Source organism: Janibacter sp. LM, from assembly GCF_039631275.1.
GTDB lineage: Bacteria > Actinomycetota > Actinomycetes > Actinomycetales > Dermatophilaceae > Janibacter > Janibacter terrae.
Window position 1 is genome coordinate 18,174 of the sequence record NZ_JBDIVG010000003.1, and the last position, 20,434, is coordinate 38,607.

The window sequence follows — 20,434 nt, forward strand, 5'->3', positions numbered from 1 at the left end:
GGTGCCCATCACGATCACGACCAGCGAAGCGGGCGAGGTCCACATCGTCCACGTCAGTGGTGAGATCGACGTGACCTCCGCCGCCGTGCTGCGCGACGCGCTCGAGGCGCTCATCGCCGATGGGCGCCGCCGTCTGACCCTCGACCTGTCCGCGGTGACCTTCATGGACTCCACCGGCCTGGGGATCGTCGTCGGGCGCCTCAAGCGCCTCTCCCGCCACGGCGGGACGATGACCGTCGCGGCCGCCCACCCCCGGGTGCTGCGGGTCTTCTCCATCACCGGCCTCGACCAGCTCCTCGACGTCCACCCGGATGTCGACGCCGCAGTCCGCGCCGCGGAGGCAACTCGGCAGTAGTGTGAGCCAACGGTCGTGCCGCCACGACGACGGTCCGGCCGTGACCCGCGCCCATCAAGGAGGATGGCATGGCTGGCTCGCACGCGTCCCTGACCGCAGCGTCATCGATCACGCTCGACGGCACCAACCTCGGCCTCGTCGGCGGCGTGGCCGCGATCGGCCTCCTCGCGCTCGTCCTGGGGGTGGTCCTGCGGGGGCAGGTGCTCGCCGCGGGCGCCGGCACCGAGCGCATGCAGGAGATCGCCGGCGCGGTCGAGGAGGGCGCGCACGCCTACCTGCGGCGGCAGTTCAGGACGCTCGTCGTCTTCGTCGTCCTCGTCTTCGTCCTGCTCCTCTTCCTGCCCGCCGACACCGCGGGGGTCCGCTGGGGACGGTCCGGGTTCTTCGTCCTCGGCGCCGTCTTCTCCGCGACGATCGGCTACCTGGGCATGTCGCTCGCGGTCAAGGCCAATGTCCGCGTCGCCCAGGCCGCCCGCTCGACCGGTCGCGACGACGGGATGCGGATCGCCTTCCGCACCGGCGGGACGGTCGGCATGTTCACCGTCGGCCTCGGCCTCATCGGTGCGGCCGTCGTCGTCCTCGCCTACCGCGGTGACGCTCCCAAGGTCCTCGAGGGCTTCGGCTTCGGTGCCGCCCTGCTCGCGATGTTCATGCGCGTCGGCGGCGGCATCTTCACCAAGGCCGCCGACGTCGGCGCCGACCTCGTCGGCAAGGTCGAGGCCGGCATCCCCGAGGACGACCCGCGCAACGCCGCCACCATCGCCGACAACGTCGGTGACAACGTCGGCGACTGCGCCGGCATGGCCGCGGACCTCTTCGAGTCCTACGCCGTGATGCTCGTCGCGGCGCTCATCCTCGGCTCCGCGGCCTTCGGCGCCTACGGCCTCGTCTTCCCCCTGCTCATCCCCGCCATCGGCGCCGTGACGGCCATGATCGGCATCTTCATCACCCGCGCGCGGGCGGGGGAGTCGGCGCTCGACGCGATCAACCGCGGCTTCTACATCTCTGCGGTGATCTCCGCGGTCCTGTGCGCCGTCGCGGCGTACACCTACCTGCCCGGCGCCTACGCCGACCTGGGATCGCCCGACGAGGGCGTCGCCGCCCTCGTGGGCGACCCGCGCCGGGCGGCGCTGCTCGCCGTCGTCCTCGGCATCGTGCTGGCCGCCGTCATCCTGCGCATGACCGGGTACTACACGGGGACCGACAAGCGACCGACGATGGACGTCGCGCGCACCACCGAGACCGGCGCCGCGACCGTCATCCTCTCCGGCATCAGCCTCGGCCTCGAGTCAGCCGTCTACAAGGTCGTGACGATCGCGGTCTGCATCTACCTGGCCTTCCTCCTCGGCGGCTCGTCGGTCGTGCTCGGGCTCTTCTTCATCGCGCTCGCCGGCTGCGGGCTGCTCACGACCGTCGGCGTCATCGTCGCCATGGACACCTTCGGCCCGGTCTCGGACAACGCCCAGGGCATCGCCGAGATGTCCGGTGACGTCGACGGCGAGGCCGCACAGATCCTCACCGAGCTCGACGCCGTCGGCAACACGACCAAGGCGATCACCAAGGGCATCGCGATCGCGACGGCCGTGCTCGCCGCGACGGCGCTCTTCGGCAGCTACACGGATGCGTGGACCTCGGCAGTCCGCGCGGTCGACCCGGGCTCGCTCTCCAAGGACCGGGTGTCCGACCTCGAGCAGATGGTCAACACCCAGATCGTCGCCCCCAACGTCCTCGTCGGCGTGCTCGTCGGCGCCGCGGTCGTCTTCCTCTTCTCCGGCCTGGCGATCAATGCGGTCACCGTGGCCGCCGGGTCGATCGTCCACGAGGTGCGCCGCCAGTTCCGCGAGCACCCGGGGATCATGGCCGGCACCGAGAAGCCCGAGTACGCCCGCGTGGTCGACATCTGCACCCGCGACTCGCTGACGAAGCTCGCGACCCCCGGCCTGCTGGCCGCCCTCACCCCGATCATCGTCGGCTTCGGGCTGGGCATCGGGGCGCTCGCCGGGTTCCTCGCCGGCGCCATCGCCTGCGGCGCGCTCATGGCCGTCTTCCTCGCCAACTCCGGCGGCGCGTGGGACAACGCGAAGAAGATCGTCGAGGACGGCAAGCACGGCGGCAAGGGCTCGTCCGGCCACGAGGCCGCGGTCATCGGTGACACCGTCGGCGACCCCTTCAAGGACACCGCCGGGCCGGCGATCAACCCGCTCATCAAGGTGATGAACCTCGTCGCCGTCCTCATCGCCCCGGCGATCATCACCCTCTACCTCGGCGACGACACCGACCAGATGATCCGCTGGGGCATCGCACTCGTCGCGTTCGTCGTCATCGTCGGCGCGCTGCTCTACTCCAAGCGTGACGACGTCGCGATGGCCGACCCGGACGTCGAGCCGGTCCTCGACCGAGCCTGACGGGCGAAGGGAGCGGGCCGGGCTGGCTAGGCTCGTCGGGTGAGTACCTCGGCGACCCTGCGCACCGACCCGGCCCTGCTCGACTCCCTGAGGGAGGACCTGGCGGGCGCCCCCTTCGGCGTGGACGAGGTGCGCGAACGCCTCGGTGCCCTCGCCAGCGCGGCCCTCGGCCGCGAGCAGACCCTGCCCGCACGGCGCGCGGTCGCCGGCGCGAGCGACCCGCTCGGCGTGCTCATCGGGTGCTTCGGGCTCGGGCTGCCCACGGCCGCCGACGACCTGGCGAGCGCCCTGCCGCGCACCGGCGTCACCGGCGCGGTCGCCCTCGGGATCGTCGAGCCGGAGGGCGCGCACGTCCGGGCCACCTGCGACCTGCGGCCCTACGGGGACGACACCGGGCACGCGTGGTGGGTCGCCTCCGACCCCACGGAGCACGCCCGCAGCGAGCCGCTGCCCGTCGACCACGTGCTCGGCATCGGTGGCGCCTCGACGACCCTCGCGTCGTGGACCCCCCGCACCCGCGTCGCCCGGGCCCTCGACCTCGGCACCGGCTGCGGCGTCCAGGCCCTGCACCTGTCGACCCACGCCGAGCACGTCGTGGCCACCGACCTGTCGCGGCGTGCGCTCGGCTACGCCGCCTTCAACGCCGCGCTCAACCGCGCCGACTGGGACCTGCGCGAGGGCAGCTTCCTCGAGCCGGTGGCCGGGGAGGCCTTCGACCTCGTCGTGAGCAATCCGCCCTTCGTCATCACGCCGCGGAGCGGGGACGTGCCGCTCTACGAGTACCGCGACGGGGGCGCCGCCGGTGACGCGGTCGTCGCCGCCCTGACGAAGGGGGTCGGCGCCCACCTCGCGCCCGGAGGCGTCGCCCAGCTCCTCGGCAACTGGGAGACCGGCGCCGGCCAGGACTGGCGCGACCGGGTCGGGGAGTGGGTCGCGGAGAGCGGCCTCGACGCGTGGGTCGTGCAGCGCGACGTGCAGGACCCGGCGGAGTACGCCGAGCTGTGGACCCGCGACGGCGGTCACCTGCCGGGCACGAGCGAGCACGACACGCTGGTCGGCGCCTGGCTCGACGACTTCGCGTCGCGCCGGGTGGAGCAGATCGGCTTCGGGATCATCACGCTGCACCGACCCACGACGCAGCGGACCCCCTTCGTCGACCTCGTCGAGGCGCACGGACCGGTCGCCACCCCCATGGGGCCGACCATCGCTGCCGGGCTGGTGGCCCGCGACCGGCTCGCGGGGCTCGACGACGACGCCCTGCTCGACACCGCGTGGCGCTGCGCCGACGACGTGACCACCGAGACGCACGCGGCTCCGGGCGCCACCGACCCCAATGTCATCGTGCTGAGGCAGGGCGGGGGGCTGGCGCGCTCGATCCGCCTCGACACCCTCGACGCGGCCCTGGTGTCCGTGAGCGACGGCGAGCTGACCGCCCGGCAGTCGCTCACCGCGATCTCCGCGCTGCTCGACCTGCCGACCGGTGAGGCGCTCGGGGCCGGCGCGACGCTCGTGCGGCGCCTGGCCGCCGACGGCCTGCTCCGGCCCGCCTGAGCCTGACCCCACGCGCAGAGGGTCACGTCATGCACCAAGAACGCGTCTGATGTGCACGACGTGACCCTCTGGGGGTGGCTAGCGGGGTGTCGAGGTCACTGCATGGTGATCTTCCACTCGTCCTCGACCTTGACCAGCTTGACGTCGTTCTCCTCGTCCTTGCTGTTCTTGACCTTGACGGTGGCGGTCTTCTCGTCCTCGGAGACCGTGGAGGAGAGGATCTCGATGTCGTCGGCGTTGGCCTCCTCGGCCAGGTCGTCGCCGCCCTCCTTCATGCCCTCGACGCACGTGGTGCCGGCCGACTCCATGGTCTTGAGCATCTCGGGGTCGATGCTGTCGCAGACCTTGTCGTAGTCCTTGTCCTCGAAGGCCTGAGCGAAGTCCGTGACGGCCTGCTCCGCGTCCTTCTCCGGGCTGCCGCAGGCCGAGAGGCCCAGCGCGAGCCCGCTGGCGGCGATGATGGTGGCGAGCTTCTTCATGGGGTCCTCCCCGGTCGTGGCGCGGCCGTGGTGCAGCGCTCGTCGGTCACGACCCTAACGACGCCGGCCGGGGTGGGCGATGGGGAGGACTGCCCGCCCCGGTCGGTCCGATCAGTCGAACTGCCAGGAGCGCTTGGACAGGCCGAACCAGAAGCCGTCGACCGCCGTCCGGCGCTCGGTCGCGCCGGAGGCCTCGGCCGCGCCCATCGCGATGTACAGCGGCGCCCAGTGCTCGGTGCGCGGGTGCGCCTCGTGGGAGGCGGGTGCCAGCTCGAGCATCCGCTCGAGGGCGTCGACGTCACCGGCCGCCACGGTCTCGGCGGCCCAGTGGTCGAACTCGCTCGAGGCGGACGGGGGCGTGGCGTCGGCCCCGGCGCGCGGGTTGAACCAGCGCAGGTTGTGCGTCGTGAAGCCCGAGCCGACGATGAGCGTGTCCTGGTCGCGAAGGGGGGCGAGCGCCCGGCCGATCTCGAGCAGGCGGTGCGGGTCGAGGGTCGGCATCGACATCTGGAGCACCGGCACGTCGGCATCGGGGAACATCTCCACGAGCGGCACGTAGGCGCCGTGGTCCAGGCCACGGGTCTCGTCGCGCTGGACGTCGACCCCCTTCGCCCCGAGGAGGGAGGAGACCTCGGCGGCCAGGTCGGGGGCGAGCGGCGCGTCGTACTCGACCTCGAAGTACTTCTGCGGGAAACCCCAGAAGTCGTAGGTGAGCGGCACCTTGCGCTGCGTGGGGCTGACCGTGACGGGGGCGTTCTCCCAGTGCGCCGAGACCATGAGGATGTTCTTCGGCTTCTCGAAGGAGCCCGACCAACGGGCGAGCTCGGCGGTCCAGCGGGCGTCGTCGGCCAGCGGGGGAGCGCCGTGGGACAGGAACAGCACGGGCGGGGTAGCGGTCATGCACCCATAATACTTGTATCTTCAATGAAAATCCACCCCCGGCGGAATGGGTTCCGACCCGGCCACCGGGGCGTAGTACGGTCGGCGCCAGCGACCCGTGCGTCGAGGCAGCGACGAATCCGCTGCACGCAGGGTCGGGAGAAGAGGCACGCATGGCCAGCAAGCTCGTCATCGTGGAGTCCCCCGCCAAGGCGAAGACCATCGCCGGCTACCTCGGCGGCGACTACGTCGTCGAGGCGTCCGTCGGGCACATCCGCGACATCCCCACGCCCTCCGAGATGCCCGCGGAGATGAAGAAGGGGCCCTTCGGCCGCTTCGGCGTCAACGTCGAGGACGGCTTCGAGCCGTACTACGTCGTGGACCCGGACAAGAAGAAGAAGGTCACCGAGCTCAAGCGCCTGCTCAAGGACGCCGACACCCTCTACCTCGCCACCGACGAGGACCGCGAGGGCGAGGCGATCGCCTGGCACCTCCTGGAGACCCTCAAGCCCAAGGTCCCCGTCAAGCGGATGGTCTTCCACGAGATCACCAAGGAGGCGATCCAGCGGGCCGTCACCGAGACCCGTGACCTCGACCTCGACCTCGTCAACGCCCAGGAGTCGCGCCGCATCCTCGACCGCCTCTACGGCTACGAGATCTCGCCCGTCCTGTGGCGCAAGGTCAAGGCCGGACTGTCCGCCGGGCGCGTGCAGTCCGTGGCGACCCGCATCGTCGTCGAGCGCGAGCGCGAGCGGATGGCCTTCAAGGTCGCCTCGTACTGGAGCGTCGAGGGCAGCTTCTCCGCCGGGTCCGCCCCCTTCGCCGCCCGCCTCGCCAGCCTGGACGGGACCAAGGTCGCGACCGGCTCCGACTTCGACGACACCGGTTCGCTCAAGGGCACCGCCCGCCAGCTCGACGAGCGCGCCGCGACCACGGTCGCCGAGGCGACGATCGCCGCGTCCGTCACGGTCTCCTCGGTCAGCGAGAAGCCGTACACCCGCCGGCCGTACGCCCCCTTCACGACCTCGACGCTGCAGCAGGAAGCCGGTCGCAAGCTCGGCCTCGGCTCGCGCGCGGCGATGGGCGTCGCGCAGAAGCTGTACGAGAACGGCTACATCACGTACATGCGTACCGACAGCACCAACCTCTCCGGCTCGGCCGTCGCCGCAGCCCGGGGGCAGGCGCGCGACATGTACGGCGCGGACTTCGTCCCCGAGCAGCCGCGCGTGTACGGCAAGAAGGCGAAGAACGCGCAGGAGGCGCACGAGGCGATCCGCCCCGCGGGGGACCGCTTCCGCACCCCGGCGCAGGTCGCCGGCGAGCTGCGCGGCGACGAGTTCCGGCTCTACGAGCTGATCTGGAAGCGCACGATCGCCTCCCAGATGGCCGACGCGAAGGGCTCGACCGCGACGATCCGGCTGGCCGCCGACCTCGGCGGCTGCGAGGTCGCCACCGCCGCCGAGTACTCCGCGTCCGGCACCGTCATCACCTTCAAGGGTTTCCTCGCCGCGTACGAGGAGGGCACCGACGAGCCCCGCGAGTCCACGAAGGACGGCGAGGCCCGGCTGCCGAAGGTCACCGAGGGCACCGCGGTCGACGTCGTCGACGCGACCCCGAACGGCCACGAGACCTCGCCGCCGGCGCGCTACACCGAGGCCTCGCTCGTGAAGAAGATGGAGGAGCTCGGCATCGGCCGCCCCTCCACGTACGCCTCGACGATCAGCACGATCCAGGACCGCGGGTACGTCCGCAAGAAGGGCAACGCCCTCGTCCCGACGTGGCTGGCCTTCGCGGTCACCCGCCTCATGGAGGTGCACTTCAGCAGCCTCGTCGACTACCGCTTCACCGCCTCGATGGAGGAGGACCTCGACGAGATCGCGTCCGGCTCCGCGGAGCGGGTGGCGTGGCTGCAGCGCTTCTACTACGGGAGCGAAGGGGGCGGCCAGGGCCTGCACGAGCTGGTCACCGACCTCGGTGACATCGACGCCCGGGCGATCTCCACGATCGACATCGGCGACGGCGTCGTCGTGCGGGTGGGGCGCTACGGCCCGTACGTCGAGGAGGTCGTCTCGACCTCGGAGACCCCGAGGCGCGCCACGATCAACGACGACGTCGCCCCCGACGAGCTGACCCCGGCGATGGCCCGCGAGTACCTCGCGCAGGCCGCCGACGACGGGCGCGTCCTCGGGCAGGACCCGGAGACCGGCCGCGACGTCATCGTCAAGACCGGCCGCTACGGCCCCTTCGTCACCGAGGTGCTCGAGGAGGACGCCGAGGACAAGCCGAAGCGGGGCAAGGCCAAGGTCAAGCCGCGCACCGCCTCCCTCTTCGCGTCGATGGACCCGGCCACGGTCGAGCTCGACACCGCCCTGCAGCTGCTGTCGCTGCCGCGCACCGTGGGCACCGTCACCGAGACCAAGACCGCCGAGGACGGCACCGAGACGCAGGTCGAGGTGCCCATCACCGCGCAGAACGGTCGCTACGGCCCGTACCTGAAGAAGGGCACCGACTCGCGCTCCCTCGAGACCGAGTCGCAGATCTTCGCGATCACGCTCGAGGAGGCCCTGGCGATCTACGCCCAGCCCAAGCAGCGCGGGCGGGCCGCGGCCAAGCCGCCGCTGGCCGAGTTCGGCGAGGACCCGGTGAGCGGCAAGAAGGTCGTCGTCAAGGACGGGCGCTTCGGCCCGTACGTCACCGACGGTGAGACGAATGCCACGCTGCGACGTGATGACGAGCCCGAGACGCTCACCGCGGCACGGGCCTACGAGCTCATCGCCGAGAAGCGTGCCAAGGGCCCCGCGACCCGCAAGAAGTCGGCGAAGAAGGCGGCCAAGAAGACCGTGAAGAAGGCCGCGAAGAAGACGACGAAGGTAGCAGCCAAGAAGGCCGCGACCAAGAAGGCGTGAGGCCCGCCGGTGGCGACGGGGGATGGACTCCCGTTGCCGCCGAGGTTACCGATGGGTATGGTCCGGGCAACCCGCGTACCAGAGGAGCAGCGATGGAGCTCGACCCGACGACCTTCGACACGATGACCCCGCAGGAGTTCGCCCGCACGGTCAAGGGCATGTCCGACCGCGAGCTCAGCGAGACGATGCGGGGTGAGCTGCGGATCCCGATCCTCGACGCGGTCTTCGCGCGCTTCCCCGGCCTCTTCCGTCCCGAGCGGGCGGCGGGACTGCACGGCACCGTCCAGTTCCGCATCACGGGCGGGCCGGACGAGCGGCCGCACGACACCTACGAGATCGTCGTCGACGACGGCACGTGCACCATCTCCGAGACGCCGGGAGAGTCCTACGACGCCTCGCTGATGATGGCGCCGCCGGAGTTCATGAAGATCGCGACGGGCCGCGGCAACCCGACGATGCTCGCGATGCGAGGCAAGATCAAGGTCAGGGGCGACCTCGCCCTGGCCGCGAAGTTCCCCACCCTCTTCGACATCCCGAAGGCGTGAGCGCTGACATGAACCCCCTGATCATCGCCAAGACCATGGCCAAGCGCGGCATGCTCAACCCCGGACCCCCGGCAGCCCAGGTCAAGCAGCTGGCCGCGCTCCGGAAGTGGGGCTTCGGCCTCGCCGGTGAGCTGCGCCAGGCCGCGGGCCGCTCGCCCCGGACCGTCGCCGTCATCGACGAGACCCGGGGCGCCACGACCTACGCGGAGCTGCTCGCCAACTCCGAGAAGGTCGCCGTCATCCTGCGTGAGCTCGGCTTCGGCCCGGGCGACCGGATCGGGCTGCTCGCCCGCAACCACGTCCAGGCCATCGAGGTCATGTGCGCCACGTCGGCGGTCGGCATCGACCTCGTCCTCGGCAACACCGGCCTCGCCGGGCCGCAGCTGGCGCTCGTCGCGGAGGAGCAGGGCATCCAGGCCCTGATCCACGACGACGAGTTCGCCGAGGTCGTCGAGCACCTGCCGCAGTCCCTGCCGCGGGTCACCGAGACCGAGCTGGCCGACCGGGTCGCGCGGACGGTGCGCCCGAGCGAGCTGCCCGTCCCCGCCCGGGGTGGCCGCACGATCATCCTCACGTCCGGCACGACCGGCACGCCGAAGGGAGCGGCCCGCAAGACCCCCGGTGGGTTCGGCCCGCTCATCTCGATCATCGACCGGATCCCCCTTCGCGCCCACGACCGGATCCTCGTCTCCGCCCCGATCTTCCACACCTGGGGCTACGCCGCCATGCAGCTGTCGATGGCGCTGCGCGCGACGATCGTCCTGCAGCGTCGCTTCACGCCCGAGGCGGCCCGCGCGGCCCTCGAGGAGCTGCAGCCCGACGCGATGTTCGCCATCCCCGTGATGCTCCAGCGGATGATGGAGCTGCCGAGCGACCCGGCCGCGCGGGAGCGCCGCCGGCTGCGGGTCGTCGCGACCTCCGGCTCGGCCTACCCCTCCGGCTTCACGCGGCGGTTCATGGACGAGTACGGCGACGTCCTGTACAACCTGTACGGCTCGACCGAGGCCTCGTGGGTGTGCATCGCGACCCCGGCCGACCTGCGGCGCCACCCCAACACCGCGGGCACGCCGCCGCTCGGCACCGTCGTCAGGATCCTCGACGACGACGGGCGCGAGGTCCCACCGGGCGAGAAGGGCCGCATCTTCTGCGGCAACGAGCTCGTCTTCGACGGCTACACCAACGGCAACACCAAGGACTTCGTCGACGGGCTCGTCTCCACGGGGGACATCGGCCACGTCGAGGGCGACCTGTACTTCGTCGACGGTCGTGACGACGACATGATCATCAGCGGCGGTGAGAACGTCTACCCCATCGAGGTCGAGGGGCTGCTCGCGGAGCACCCGGCCGTCCGCGAGGTCTCGGTCATCGGTGTCCCCGACCCGGACTTCGGTCAGCGGCTGGCTGCCTTCGTCGCGCTCAACGAGGGCCAGGGCCTCACCGGTGACGACGTCCGGGAGCACGTGCGCGCCAACCGCGCGCGGCACTGCGTCCCCCGCGAGGTCGTCTTCCTCGACGAGCTCCCGCGCAATGCGACCGGCAAGGTCCTGGCCCGGGAGCTGCGCAAGACCTTCCCGGGCTGACGTGCAGCCGTCCCCGGACGAGGTGCCTCGATGAGGCTGTGGAGCCTGGACCCGACCCAGCTCGACCGGGCCGCCCTCGTGTCCGGCTGGCGGGAGGGCCTGCTCGCGCAGGCCGTCCTGCTCGGCCGGACGAAGGGGTACACGCGCCACCCCCAGCTCGAGCGGTTCCGGGCGCTCGGGGAACCGGTGACCGGCGTGGTCACCTGGCTCTCCGGCCTCGCGGACGAGGCCGACCGGCGGGGTTACCGCTTCGACCGGACACGGCTCTCGGGTCCCGGCGACCCGGGACTGCGGATGATCGTCACCGACGGGCAGCTCGCCCTCGAGCACGCCCACCTGCTCGCCAAGTGCGAGCAGCGCGCACCCGAGTGGGCGGCCGCCCTGCGCCTCGAGGGCCCGCGCCCGCACCCGCTCTTCGACGTCGTGCCCGGACCGGTCGAGGCCTGGGAGCGGGCCGGGTCGTGACGGCGCGGCCGGGGGCCTACAGCCAGGCGCCGAAGGCCAGCGGCTCGCGGGTGAAGCGGTAGGTCGCCCAGCTGAAGTGGCTCACCGTCCCCTCCCCGTCCCGGTGCACGACGAGGTGCTCGCCCGCCTCGCGGCCGGAGACGGTGACGAAGCGGTCGGTGCCCGCGGACTCGAAGACCGACGACGGCTGCTCCTTGGGCTGACCCGCGACGCGGGCCTCGAGCACCCCCTGCCGGACCGACAGCACGAAGTGCATGCCCTCGGAGTACCAGTGGCCGAGCAGCGGCACGAGGTCCTCGGGCAGGTCGGTGCCCGGCACCCACGCCTCGGCGGGCACCGGCTCGCGCTCGATCGCGATGGTGCCGAGCTCGATGGCGGCCGCCGCCGGCGGGACGGGCGCGGTGTTGTTCATGAGGACCACGCCCGTCGTCGCCGAGGCGCGCTCGGTGAAGACGCCGGTGATCGACCCCGGCCAGCCGCCGGTGTGACCGACCCACGTCCGCCCCTCGTGCCGGACGAGCTGCAGGCCGAGGCCCCACGCGGAGGTCCAGCCGACGGTGTCCGCCATGACCTGCGGCTGGCACATCTCCTCGAGCGTGCCGGCGGAGAGGACCTCCTCGACCGGGTCGGCGATGAACCCACCCCACCGGGCCATGTCGGCGAGCGTCGAGCGCAGCCCGCCCGCGGGGTCCAGGGCCCGCGCGTCGAAGACCGGCTCGGGCACCGGGACGTCGGCGAAGGGCGGGACGAAGTACCCCTTCGCCTGCCGCCCGGAGGGTGCGGTGCCGGTGCGCCGCATCTCCAGCGGGTCGAGGATGCGTCGGCGGACCGAGTCCTCCCAGCTGCACCCGTCGAGGCGGGAGATGATCTCGCCGAGCGTCGCGTACGCGAGGTTGGAGTAGTGCCAGCGGTCGTGCGGCCGACCGACCCGTTCGGCCTGCGACCAGCCGGCGAGCAGCTCCTCCCGGGTGGGCATGACCATCGTGTCGAAGACGTCGCCGACCGGCTCGCGCTGCATCCCTGAGGTGTGCGAGAGCAGCTGGCGGATCGTCACGCCCGGGTGCGCGGCGTCGGCGAGGTGGGTCTCGACGGTGTCGTCGAGGTCGAGGCGGCCCTCGTCGCGCAGCGCCATCGTGACCACCGCGGTGAAGGTCTTGGAGTTGCTCGCGACGGGGTACTGGGTGTCCTCGTCGGGGGCGTCACCCGGGCGGTCGACATCGACCGTGCCGATCCCCGTGGACCACTCGAGACGGCCCCGTCGGGCGACGCCGGCGGCGAGCCCCGGCACCCGCCCGTCGGTCTGCGCGGTCAGGGCGCGGGCGGTCAGGGCGCGGGCGGTCTCGTCGCTGAAGGTCACCGGCCCAAGGTATCCCCGTGGTGCCGGCGTCCGCGTCCTCGCGGCGCTCGGTCGGTGCGGGCTCAGCGGGCGATGAACCCCTGGGCCTGCAGCCACTCCATGGCGACGTCGGCGGGGTCCTCGCCGTCGACGTCCACCTTGGCGTTGAGGTCGATCAGCACCTCGTCGGTGAGCTCTTCGACGACGGGCGCGAAGAGGTCGACGACCGCCGGGTGCTCGTCGACGACCCGCTCGGTGAGCACGGGCGCGACGTTGTACTTGGGGAAGAAGGCCTTGTCGTCCTCGAGCACGACGAGGTCGAGCGCCTTGATCCGGCCGTCGGTCGTGAAGACCTCGCCGAAGGTGCACGTGCCGGTGTCGGTCGCCTGGTAGATCGCGCCGGTGTCGAGGACCTTGACGTTGTCGTCGGGGAAGCTCCTACCGCGGGTCAGCCCGTAGGCCTTGAGCATCGGGCCGAAGCCGTCGTTGCGGTTGTTGAACTCCGACTCCACGCAGAAAGTCAGGTCCTCCTCGGGGACGTCCTTCAGCTGCGACAGCTTGCTGATGCCGAGCCGCTCGATCTCCTCGCGCGGGCCGGCGAAGCCGTAGGTGTTGTTCATCGGCGCCGGCTCGAGCCAGACGAGCTGGTTGTCCGCCAGGTCCCGGTCGCGGACGGCCTCGTACTGCTTCTGCTCGTCGGGGATGGGGGTGGTCTCGCCGAGGTAGGCGATCCACGCCGTCCCGGTGTACTCCCACTGCATCTGCACCTGGTCCTCGATCATCGCCTGCCGGGCGCTGGAGGAGCCGGGGATGTTGGTGAGGTCCGGGGCCTCGGCGCCCGCAGCCCGCAGGAGGATCACGGCCATCTTGCCGAGGATGAGCTGCTCGGTGAAGTTCTTCGACCCGACGCCGATCGTCGCGCCCGACAGGTCGATGTCGGCGATGGGGCCGGCGGCCTCGCCCGACGGCACGAAACCACCGCTCGTCCCGAGGCCGCAGCCGGCGAGACCCAGGCCGAGCGCGCCGGCGCCGCCGAGGAGCAGCGCGCGTCGCGTCGGGCCGGGCGAAGGGGGGCGACGTCGCGTCATCACTGGGTCCCCTTGGGCGTGAGGACCAGCTCGAGCACCCGGCCCGCCCAGTCGATGAGCAGGGCGAGGACCGCGATGATGACGGCGCCGCTCACGAGGATCGGGTAGCGGAAGAGCGTGATGCCGGTGACGATGAGCGCCCCGAGCCCGCCCGCGTTGACGAAGGTCGCGAAGCTCGCGGCGCCGACGACGAGCACGAGGGCGGTGCGCACGCCGGCCATGATCACCGGCATCGCGAGGGGCAGCTCGACGCGGCGGAGCACGTCGAGCGGCGACATGCCCATGCCGCGCGCGGCCTCGACGAGGGTGTGGTCGACCTGCTGGAGGCCGACGATCGTGTTGCGCAGCACCGGGAGGAACCCGTAGATCGCCAGGCTGATCACGGCCGTGCGGGTGCCGAAGCCGAGCCACATCGCGAGCAGCACGATGAGGCCGATGACCGGGGCGGCCTGGCCGGCGTTGGCGACCGCGGTGATCGGTCCGGCGAACCGGCGGGCGGGGCCGCGCGTGAGGATGATGCCGGTCGGGATCGCGGTGACGAGCACGACGGCGGTCGTGACGAGGGTGAGCTCGACGTGCTCGCGGGTGAGGTCGAGGATCGTGTCCCAGGCGAGCTGCCGGTTCTCGATCTCGTCGAGGTCCGCGTTCTGCCGCCAGAGCGCCCAGCCGCCGAGGACGGCGGCGCACAGCAGCGGGAGACCGACGAGCAGGCCGATCGTCGTGCGCCGGTCCTCGACACCGGTGTCCGCGGACGAAGGGGAGGGGAGCGCGTCGGTCATGAGGCCGCCTCCTCCGCGGTCGCCTTGATGTGGTCGGTGACCGCCGCGAAGGTCACGACGCCGAGGAACTCGTCGCGGCGACCGGTGACGAGGACGCCACCGTGCGAGCTGGCGAGCATCGAGTCGAGCGCGTCGTTGATCGTGGCGCGACGGTCGACCACCGAGATGTCCTGGTCGGTGAGCTCAGGCAGTCGGGCCATGCGCGAGGCCTCGCCGAGGCTGTACCAGCCGACGGGGCGGCGCCGGCCGTCGAGGACGATGACGTCCCGCTGGCCGGCGGCGCGGGCGGCCTCGGCGGCGGCCCTCCCTTCGTCCCCGACGCGGGCGACGACGGGGGACTGCAGCTCGAGCTCGTCGACGCGGGAGAGGCTCAGCTGCTTGAGCGAGGAGCCGGCGCCGACGAAGTCCTCGACGAACTCGTCCGCGGGGTTGGCCAGGATGTTGGTCGGGGTGTCGTACTGCGCGATGTGTGCGCCCTCGCGCAGCAGGAGGATGCGGTCGCCGAGCTTGACTGCCTCGTCGATGTCGTGGGTGACGCAGACGATCGTCTTCTGCAGCTCCTCCTGGATGCTCATCAGCTCGTCCTGCAGCCGCTGGCGGGTGATCGGGTCGACCGCGCCGAAGGGCTCGTCCATGAGCAGCACGGGCGGGTCCGCCGCGAGGCCGCGGGCGACGCCGACGCGCTGCTGCTGGCCGCCCGAGAGCTCCTTCGGGTAGCGGTTGCGGTAGCGGGCGGGGTCGAGACCGACGAGCTCGAGCAGGTCGTCGACCCGCTCGGTGATCCGCTGCTTGTCCCACGTGAGCAGGCGGGGGACGAGCGCGATGTTGTCGCCGACGCTCATGTGGGGGAAGAGCGAGCCGCCCTGGATGACGTATCCGATGGTGCGGCGCAGCTCCGTCGCGTTCCTGGAGCGGATGTCCACGCCGTCGATGGTGATCGTGCCGGAGGTCGGCTCGTGGAGCCGGTTGATCATCTTCAGCGTCGTCGTCTTGCCGCAGCCCGAGGGGCCGATGAACATCGTGATCTGGCCCGCGGGGACGGTGAGGGAGAGGTGGTCGACCGCGGGCGTCCGCTGCCCCGGGTAGGTCTTGACCACGCTGTCGAAGACGATCTCGGCGCCGCTCACCTCGCGGCGCGGGGCGTCGTCGTGGTGCTCGGCGGGCTGGTCGTCGGTGGTGGACATCAGGCGCGGATCCCCTTCGAGGTGGTGAGTCGGCTGACGAGCAGCAGGGCGGCGTCGAGCAGAAGGGCGAGGACGACGACGCCGAGCGTGCCGACGAGGGCGTAGTTGAGCGCGTTGGCGCCGCCGATCTGGGCGAGCCCGGTGAAGATGTACGGGCCGAGGCCCGGGCCGAGCGCGTACGCGGCGATCGCGGCGACGCCCATCGACATCTGAGCGGACACCCGCAGCCCGGCCATGATCACGGGCCACGCCAGCGGGAGCTGCACGCGCACGAAGCGGGACGCCGGGCCCATGCCCATCCCCTTCGCCGACTCCAGCAGCGTCGGGCTGACGCCGGAGAGGCCGACGACGGCGTTGCGCAGGATCGGCAGGGTCGCGTAGAAGGTGACGGCGATGACCGAGGGCAGCGCGCCGATGCCGACGAGCGGCAGGAGCAGGCCGAGCAGCGCGAAGGAGGGGATCGTCAGGCCGATGGCGCTGAGCATGTTGGCGGCCGGCTTGAGCCTCGGGACGCTGGTGACGAGGACCGCGAGCAGGATCGCGATGACCGTCGCCAGGAGCACCGACTGCACGACCAGCGAGAGGTGCTGGAAGGCGCGGTAGAGGATGTCCTGCCACTTGTCCGAGACGAACTCGCCCACGGCCCACCTTTCGCGCCCCGGCGGTCGGAGCCCTCCCACCCAAGCGTGCTTCGTGCGGCGGTGCCCGCCCAGAGGGCTTCCGCGACCGATTTGTGACCTTCCGCAGCACGGCCGCGCGCGACCGCGCGAGCGGTGTCCCGGGCGTGCCATAGGGTCGACCGGGTGACGGACAGCGGGTACTTCATCGCCTTCGAGGGCGGCGACGGCGCGGGCAAGTCGACCCAGGTGCGCCGGGTCGCGGAGGCGCTCGAAGCCGCCGGCCGTGAGGTCGTCGTGACCCGCCAGCCGGGCGGCACGACGCTCGGCGCGGCGCTGCGGGACCTCGTGCTCCACGGTGGGGCGCTCACCCCCCGTGCGGAGGCGCTGGTCTTCGCGGCCGACAAGGCCCAGCACGTCGAGGAGGTCATCCTCCCTTCGCTCGCCCGCGGAGCGGTCGTCGTCACGGACCGCTACGTCGACTCCTCCGTCGCCTACCAGGGCGCGGGCCGCGCGCTCGGCGCTCAGGAGGTCGCCGACCTCCAGGCCTGGGCGGTCGGCGGCCTCACCCCGCACCTGACCGTCGTCGTCGACGTCGACCCGGCGACCGGTCGGCAGCGTCGCGGCGGTACGGACGACCGGATGGAGTCGGAGGCCGATGCCTTCCACGCGGCGGTCCGCGAGCACTTCCTGGCCATGGCGAAGGGGGAGCCCCACCGGTACCTCGTCGTCGACGGGACCGCGTCCCCGGACGAGATCGCCGAGCGGGTGCACGCTCGGCTCGTGGACGAGGGAGTGCTGTGAGCGCCGGTGCAGCACCCGGGGGCGCCACGGCGCCGCCGATCTGGCGGGACGTCGTCGGGCAGAGCGAGACGATCGAGACCCTGACGCGGGCGGTCGCCGACCCGGCGTCCATGACGCACGCGTGGCTCTTCACCGGCCCGCCGGGGTCCGGGCGCTCCACGGCCGCTCGGGCCTTCGCGGGTGCGCTGCTGTGCCCGCGCGGCGGCTGCGGCGAGTGCCGGGAGTGCCGGACCGCCCTCGACGGGACGCACGCCGACGTCGACGTGCTCGCCACCGAGGCGCTGTCGATCGGCGTCGCCGCGACCCGTGACCTCGTCCAGCTCGCCGGACGCTCGCCGAGCGTCGGGCGGTACCGGATCATCCTCATCGAGGACGCCGACCGGCTGACCGAGCAGTCGGGCAACGCCCTGCTCAAGGCGCTGGAGGAGCCGACGCCGCGCACCGTGTGGTTGCTGTGCGCGCCGAGCCTCGAGGACGTGCTCATCACCGTGCGCTCGCGCTCGCGGCACGTCCGGCTGCGCACGCCACCGGTCGCCGAGGTCGCCGCCCTGCTGCAGCGCCGTGACGGCATCGACCCCGGCATGGCGACCTACGCCGCGCGCGCCGCGCAGAGCCACATCGGGCTGGCCAAGCGGCTCGCGACCGACGAGGGCGCCCGCATCCGGCGCCGCGACACGATCACCCTCGCGTCCCGGATCCGTGGTGTCTCCGACGCCGTCGGCGCGGCTGCCGACCTCCTGCAGATCGCCGAGCAGGAGCGCGACCGCACGCTCGAGTCGCGCGCTGCTGCCGAGAAGGCGCGTCTGCTGGAGACGCTCGGCGCGGACCCGTCCGCGCGCACGCAGCCCCCGCACATCCGCGCCCAGGTCACCTCGCTGGAGAAGGAGCAGAAGACCCGCGCCACCCGGTTCACCCGCGACATGATCGACCGCGCGCTCGTCGACCTGCTCTCGATCTACCGTGACGCGCTCGTCCTGCACGCCAGCTCCCCGGTCGCCCTCGTCAACGAGGACGCCAGGCCCGTGGTCGAGGAGGTCGCGCGCTCGTTCAGCGGCGAGGGGCTGCTCCTCGCCATGGAGTCGATCGCCACCGCGCGCGAGCGGATCGCCGCCAACGTCGCGCCCCTGCTCGCCCTCGAGGCGATGGCGGTGTCCCTGCAGCTGCCTGCCCGGCGGTAGGACCCGCTCGGTGGCCGTCGTGCGCCGTCGCGGCCCACAGGTAGCGTCTGCGGCATGAGGTCTCGTGCGCGCTCGCTCCGTCTGGTCGCTGCGGTGGCGGCGGTGGTCCTGCCGGTGGCGGGGTGCTCGCTCCTCGAGCCCGACACCCGTCCGACGGGGCTGACGACAGGGGACCAGGCACCGCCGGCCGGGACGCAGGGACTGGAGCGGTTCTACGAGCAGGACCTGCAGTGGGGCGGGTGCGAGCGCGGCGACGGGGAGTGCGCGCAGCTCGAGGTGCCGATGGACTACGAGGACCCGGACGGCAGGACCCTCAAGATCTCGGTCCTGCGGGTCAAGGCCAAGGACGAGGCCGCCGGCTCGCTCGTCGTCAACCCCGGCGGCCCCGGAGGCTCGGGCGTCGACTACGCCGCCGCGGCCGACTTCGTCGTCAGCGAGCGGATCCGCAAGAACTTCGACGTCGTGGGCTTCGACCCCCGTGGGGTCGCGCGCTCCGAGCCGGTCGACTGCCTCGACGACCGGGGGATGGACGCCTACCTGGCCAAGGACCCGACGCCGGACACCGACGAGGAGCGGGCCGCGGACCGGGCGGAGCAGCAAGAGTTCGCCGACGGCTGCAAGAGCAGGACCGGCGAGCTGCTCGGGCACGTCTCGACCGCAGATGCTGCCCGGGACATGGACGTCCTGCGTGCCGCGCTCGGTGACGGCAAGCTGACCTACCTCGGCAAGTCCTACGGCACCTACCTCGGCGCCACCTACGCCGAGCTCTTCCCCGACCGTGCCGGACGGATGGTCCTCGACGGGGTCATCCCGCCGGACGCGACCGCGCAGGAGGTCGTCATCGGCCAGGCCAAGGGCTTCGACACCGCGACCCGGGCGTGGGCGCAGGACTGCGTCGACAACGACTGCTCGCTCGGCGGCACCGTCGACGAGGTGGTCGCGACCGTGCAGGACCTGCTGCAGCAGCTCGACGGCCAGCCGCTGCCCGCGTCGGCCGGCATCGAGCTGACCGAGGGGTGGGCGACCTGGGGCATCGCGCAGGCCCTCTACGACCAGGGCATGTGGTCGCAGCTGACCGACGCGCTGGTGAGCGCCGAGGACGGTGACGGCGGCCCGCTGAGCGAGCTCGGTCGTACCTACGCTGGCCGCGACTCCGGTGGCGACTACGCCTCCAACCTCCTCGAGGCCCTGCCTGCGGTCAACTGCCTGGACCGTCCGGAGCAGGACGTCGACCAGGATGCCCTCGTGGACGAGGCGGTAGCGGCCGCGCCGATCTGGGGCCGTGCGCTGTCCTCGGAGTCCCCGTGCGCCGAGTGGCCGGTCGAGTCCACCAGCACGCCGCACGAGGTCGACGCGAAGGGGGCCGACCCGATCCTCGTCGTCGGCACCACCCGCGACCCGGCGACGCCGTACGAGTGGGCCGAGCGCCTGCACGAGCAGCTCGCCGACTCCGCGCTCATCACCCACGAGGGCGACGGGCACACCGCGTACATGCGCCAGAACGACTGCGTGGACAAGGCGGTCGACGAGTTCTGGCTCACCGGCGCGACGCCCGACGGCGACGCGCTGACCTGCAAGGAGTGATCCCCACCTGCGGTCGGATCGTGGGCCAGAATGCGTGAGGTGACCTCACCTCGTCAGCACGCGAAGAACGCCGCGGACTTCGCGCTGGTGTGGTGCGTGGCCAAGACGGTCCACCGGGTGAGGTACCGCGCCGGCGGGATCCCTCGCACCGGGCCCGTCATCCTCGTGGCCAACCACCTCACGATGACGGACCCCCTCGCCGTGGCCCGGGCGGCGATCGGGCACCGGCGCTTCCCCCACTTCCTCGCGATGCAGGAGGTCTTCGGCTGGCCCGGCGTCGGTGCGCTGGCTCGCGCCACCGGGCAGATCCCGGTCGCGCGGGGTTCGTCCTCGGCGGCGCAGGCCCTCGACAGCGCGTCCGAGCGGCTCGACCAGGGCCAGCTCGTCGCGCTCTACCCCGAGGGGCGGCTGACGACCGAGCCGGACCGCATGCCCGGGCCCGCGAGGACCGGCGCGGCCCGGCTGGCCCTGCGCCACCCCGACGCGGCCGTCATCCCGGTGGGGACGTGGGGACCCCAGCAGGGCCACCACCACATCTGGCACCGCCACACGGCCTGCCTGTCGGTCGGGCCGCGGCTCGACCTGTCCGCGTGGGCGGGCCGCACGGACGACGCCGCCGCCCGCGAGGTCACCGACGCCATCATGGGCGCGATCCGCGCCGAGATCGCGCAGGCCCAGCAGATGTGGCGTTCCCGCTAG

At 72.2% G+C, this 20,434-nt stretch carries 18 protein-coding genes; 11 read left to right on the top strand and 7 right to left on the bottom strand.

The window, feature by feature from the left end; genetic code table 11:
• The first annotated feature begins 1 nt into the window (after position 1).
• The 3 genes from ABC138_RS02095 to ABC138_RS02105 all read left to right on the top strand — a co-directional run bounded on the left by ABC138_RS02095 (position 2) and on the right by ABC138_RS02105 (position 4,311).
• Positions 2 to 355, top strand: coding sequence for an STAS domain-containing protein (locus ABC138_RS02095; protein ID WP_068321133.1), 354 nt, complete (start codon positions 2 to 4; stop codon positions 353 to 355).
• A 68-nt stretch (positions 356 to 423) separates the two neighbouring features.
• Entirely contained in the window at positions 424 to 2,760 is a 2,337-nt protein-coding gene (locus ABC138_RS02100) for a sodium-translocating pyrophosphatase (RefSeq protein WP_068321137.1), read from the top strand.
• 39 nt (positions 2,761 to 2,799) lie between these two features.
• Positions 2,800 to 4,311, top strand: coding sequence for a methyltransferase (locus ABC138_RS02105; RefSeq protein WP_068321139.1), 1,512 nt, complete (start codon positions 2,800 to 2,802; stop codon positions 4,309 to 4,311).
• Positions 4,312 to 4,406: 95 nt separating this feature from the next.
• On the opposite strand, the gene ABC138_RS02110 is transcribed toward ABC138_RS02105, so the two are convergent.
• Entirely contained in the window at positions 4,407 to 4,790 is a 384-nt protein-coding gene (locus tag ABC138_RS02110; RefSeq protein ID WP_068321141.1) for a DUF4878 domain-containing protein, read from the bottom strand.
• A gap of 111 nt (positions 4,791 to 4,901) precedes the next feature.
• Complete coding sequence (locus ABC138_RS02115) at positions 4,902 to 5,690, bottom strand: class III extradiol ring-cleavage dioxygenase (protein ID WP_068321144.1); 789 nt, start codon at positions 5,688 to 5,690, stop codon at positions 4,902 to 4,904.
• A gap of 152 nt (positions 5,691 to 5,842) precedes the next feature.
• Between ABC138_RS02115 and topA the strand changes: the two genes are divergently transcribed.
• From topA to ABC138_RS02135, 4 genes are all read left to right on the top strand, one after another.
• Positions 5,843 to 8,575, top strand: a complete 2,733-nt coding sequence (gene topA / locus ABC138_RS02120) for a type I DNA topoisomerase (RefSeq protein WP_345912602.1) — start codon at positions 5,843 to 5,845, stop codon at positions 8,573 to 8,575.
• Between the two features lie 92 nt (positions 8,576 to 8,667).
• Positions 8,668 to 9,120: an SCP2 sterol-binding domain-containing protein gene (locus ABC138_RS02125; protein ID WP_345912603.1), complete on the top strand. Its 453-nt coding sequence runs from the start codon at positions 8,668 to 8,670 to the stop codon at positions 9,118 to 9,120.
• Positions 9,117 to 10,700, top strand: coding sequence for an AMP-binding protein (locus ABC138_RS02130; protein ID WP_345912604.1), 1,584 nt, complete (start codon positions 9,117 to 9,119; stop codon positions 10,698 to 10,700). The genes ABC138_RS02125 and ABC138_RS02130 overlap by 4 nt, the downstream gene beginning before the upstream one ends.
• A gap of 30 nt (positions 10,701 to 10,730) precedes the next feature.
• Positions 10,731 to 11,165 (top strand): pyrimidine dimer DNA glycosylase/endonuclease V, encoded by a 435-nt coding sequence (locus ABC138_RS02135; protein ID WP_068321156.1) that lies wholly within the window; start codon positions 10,731 to 10,733, stop codon positions 11,163 to 11,165.
• Between the two features lie 16 nt (positions 11,166 to 11,181).
• Here ABC138_RS02135 and ABC138_RS02140 read toward each other — a convergent pair whose 3' ends face one another.
• From ABC138_RS02140 to ABC138_RS02160, 5 genes are all read right to left on the bottom strand, one after another.
• Positions 11,182 to 12,522 (bottom strand): serine hydrolase domain-containing protein, encoded by a 1,341-nt coding sequence (locus ABC138_RS02140; protein WP_068321159.1) that lies wholly within the window; start codon positions 12,520 to 12,522, stop codon positions 11,182 to 11,184.
• A 62-nt stretch (positions 12,523 to 12,584) separates the two neighbouring features.
• Positions 12,585 to 13,589, bottom strand: coding sequence for a glycine betaine ABC transporter substrate-binding protein (locus ABC138_RS02145; RefSeq protein ID WP_082807366.1), 1,005 nt, complete (start codon positions 13,587 to 13,589; stop codon positions 12,585 to 12,587).
• Positions 13,589 to 14,368, bottom strand: coding sequence for an ABC transporter permease (locus ABC138_RS02150; protein ID WP_345912605.1), 780 nt, complete (start codon positions 14,366 to 14,368; stop codon positions 13,589 to 13,591). The genes ABC138_RS02145 and ABC138_RS02150 overlap by 1 nt, the downstream gene beginning before the upstream one ends.
• Positions 14,365 to 15,552, bottom strand: coding sequence for an ABC transporter ATP-binding protein (locus ABC138_RS02155; protein ID WP_345912606.1), 1,188 nt, complete (start codon positions 15,550 to 15,552; stop codon positions 14,365 to 14,367). The genes ABC138_RS02150 and ABC138_RS02155 overlap by 4 nt, the downstream gene beginning before the upstream one ends.
• A complete protein-coding gene (locus tag ABC138_RS02160; protein WP_345912607.1) occupies positions 15,552 to 16,193 on the bottom strand; it encodes an ABC transporter permease in 642 nt (213 codons plus the stop codon). The genes ABC138_RS02155 and ABC138_RS02160 overlap by 1 nt, the downstream gene beginning before the upstream one ends.
• A 162-nt stretch (positions 16,194 to 16,355) precedes the next feature.
• Here ABC138_RS02160 and tmk point away from each other — a divergent pair, with 162 nt between their 5' ends.
• Genes tmk through ABC138_RS02180 form a run of 4 tightly spaced genes read left to right on the top strand, consistent with a single transcriptional unit; the run spans position 16,356 to position 20,434 of the window.
• Positions 16,356 to 16,973 (top strand): dTMP kinase, encoded by a 618-nt coding sequence (tmk, locus tag ABC138_RS02165; RefSeq protein ID WP_345912608.1) that lies wholly within the window; start codon positions 16,356 to 16,358, stop codon positions 16,971 to 16,973.
• Positions 16,970 to 18,151 carry a DNA polymerase III subunit delta' gene (locus tag ABC138_RS02170; protein ID WP_345912609.1) on the top strand — a complete coding sequence of 394 codons (1,182 nt, stop codon included), beginning with the start codon at positions 16,970 to 16,972 and terminating at the stop codon, positions 18,149 to 18,151. The genes tmk and ABC138_RS02170 overlap by 4 nt, the downstream gene beginning before the upstream one ends.
• A gap of 54 nt (positions 18,152 to 18,205) precedes the next feature.
• Entirely contained in the window at positions 18,206 to 19,735 is a 1,530-nt protein-coding gene (locus ABC138_RS02175) for an alpha/beta hydrolase (RefSeq protein WP_345912610.1), read from the top strand.
• Between the two features lie 30 nt (positions 19,736 to 19,765).
• Positions 19,766 to 20,434 (top strand): lysophospholipid acyltransferase family protein, encoded by a 669-nt coding sequence (locus ABC138_RS02180; protein WP_345912611.1) that lies wholly within the window; start codon positions 19,766 to 19,768, stop codon positions 20,432 to 20,434.

Excerpts from the sequence above, each read along its gene's own strand:
- ABC138_RS02100 (WP_068321137.1), top strand. The coding sequence starts at position 424 with ATGGCTGGCTCGCACGCGTCCCTGACCGCAGCGTCATCGATCACGCTC.
- ABC138_RS02110 (WP_068321141.1), bottom strand. The coding sequence starts at position 4,790 with ATGAAGAAGCTCGCCACCATCATCGCCGCCAGCGGGCTCGCGCTGGGC.
- ABC138_RS02115 (WP_068321144.1), bottom strand. The coding sequence starts at position 5,690 with ATGACCGCTACCCCGCCCGTGCTGTTCCTGTCCCACGGCGCTCCCCCG.
- topA (WP_345912602.1), top strand. The coding sequence starts at position 5,843 with ATGGCCAGCAAGCTCGTCATCGTGGAGTCCCCCGCCAAGGCGAAGACC.
- ABC138_RS02125 (WP_345912603.1), top strand. The coding sequence starts at position 8,668 with ATGGAGCTCGACCCGACGACCTTCGACACGATGACCCCGCAGGAGTTC.
- ABC138_RS02135 (WP_068321156.1), top strand. The coding sequence starts at position 10,731 with ATGAGGCTGTGGAGCCTGGACCCGACCCAGCTCGACCGGGCCGCCCTC.
- ABC138_RS02145 (WP_082807366.1), bottom strand. The coding sequence starts at position 13,589 with ATGACGCGACGTCGCCCCCCTTCGCCCGGCCCGACGCGACGCGCGCTG.
- ABC138_RS02150 (WP_345912605.1), bottom strand. The coding sequence starts at position 14,368 with ATGACCGACGCGCTCCCCTCCCCTTCGTCCGCGGACACCGGTGTCGAG.
- ABC138_RS02155 (WP_345912606.1), bottom strand. The coding sequence starts at position 15,552 with ATGTCCACCACCGACGACCAGCCCGCCGAGCACCACGACGACGCCCCG.
- ABC138_RS02175 (WP_345912610.1), top strand. The coding sequence starts at position 18,206 with ATGAGGTCTCGTGCGCGCTCGCTCCGTCTGGTCGCTGCGGTGGCGGCG.
- ABC138_RS02180 (WP_345912611.1), top strand. The coding sequence starts at position 19,766 with ATGCGTGAGGTGACCTCACCTCGTCAGCACGCGAAGAACGCCGCGGAC.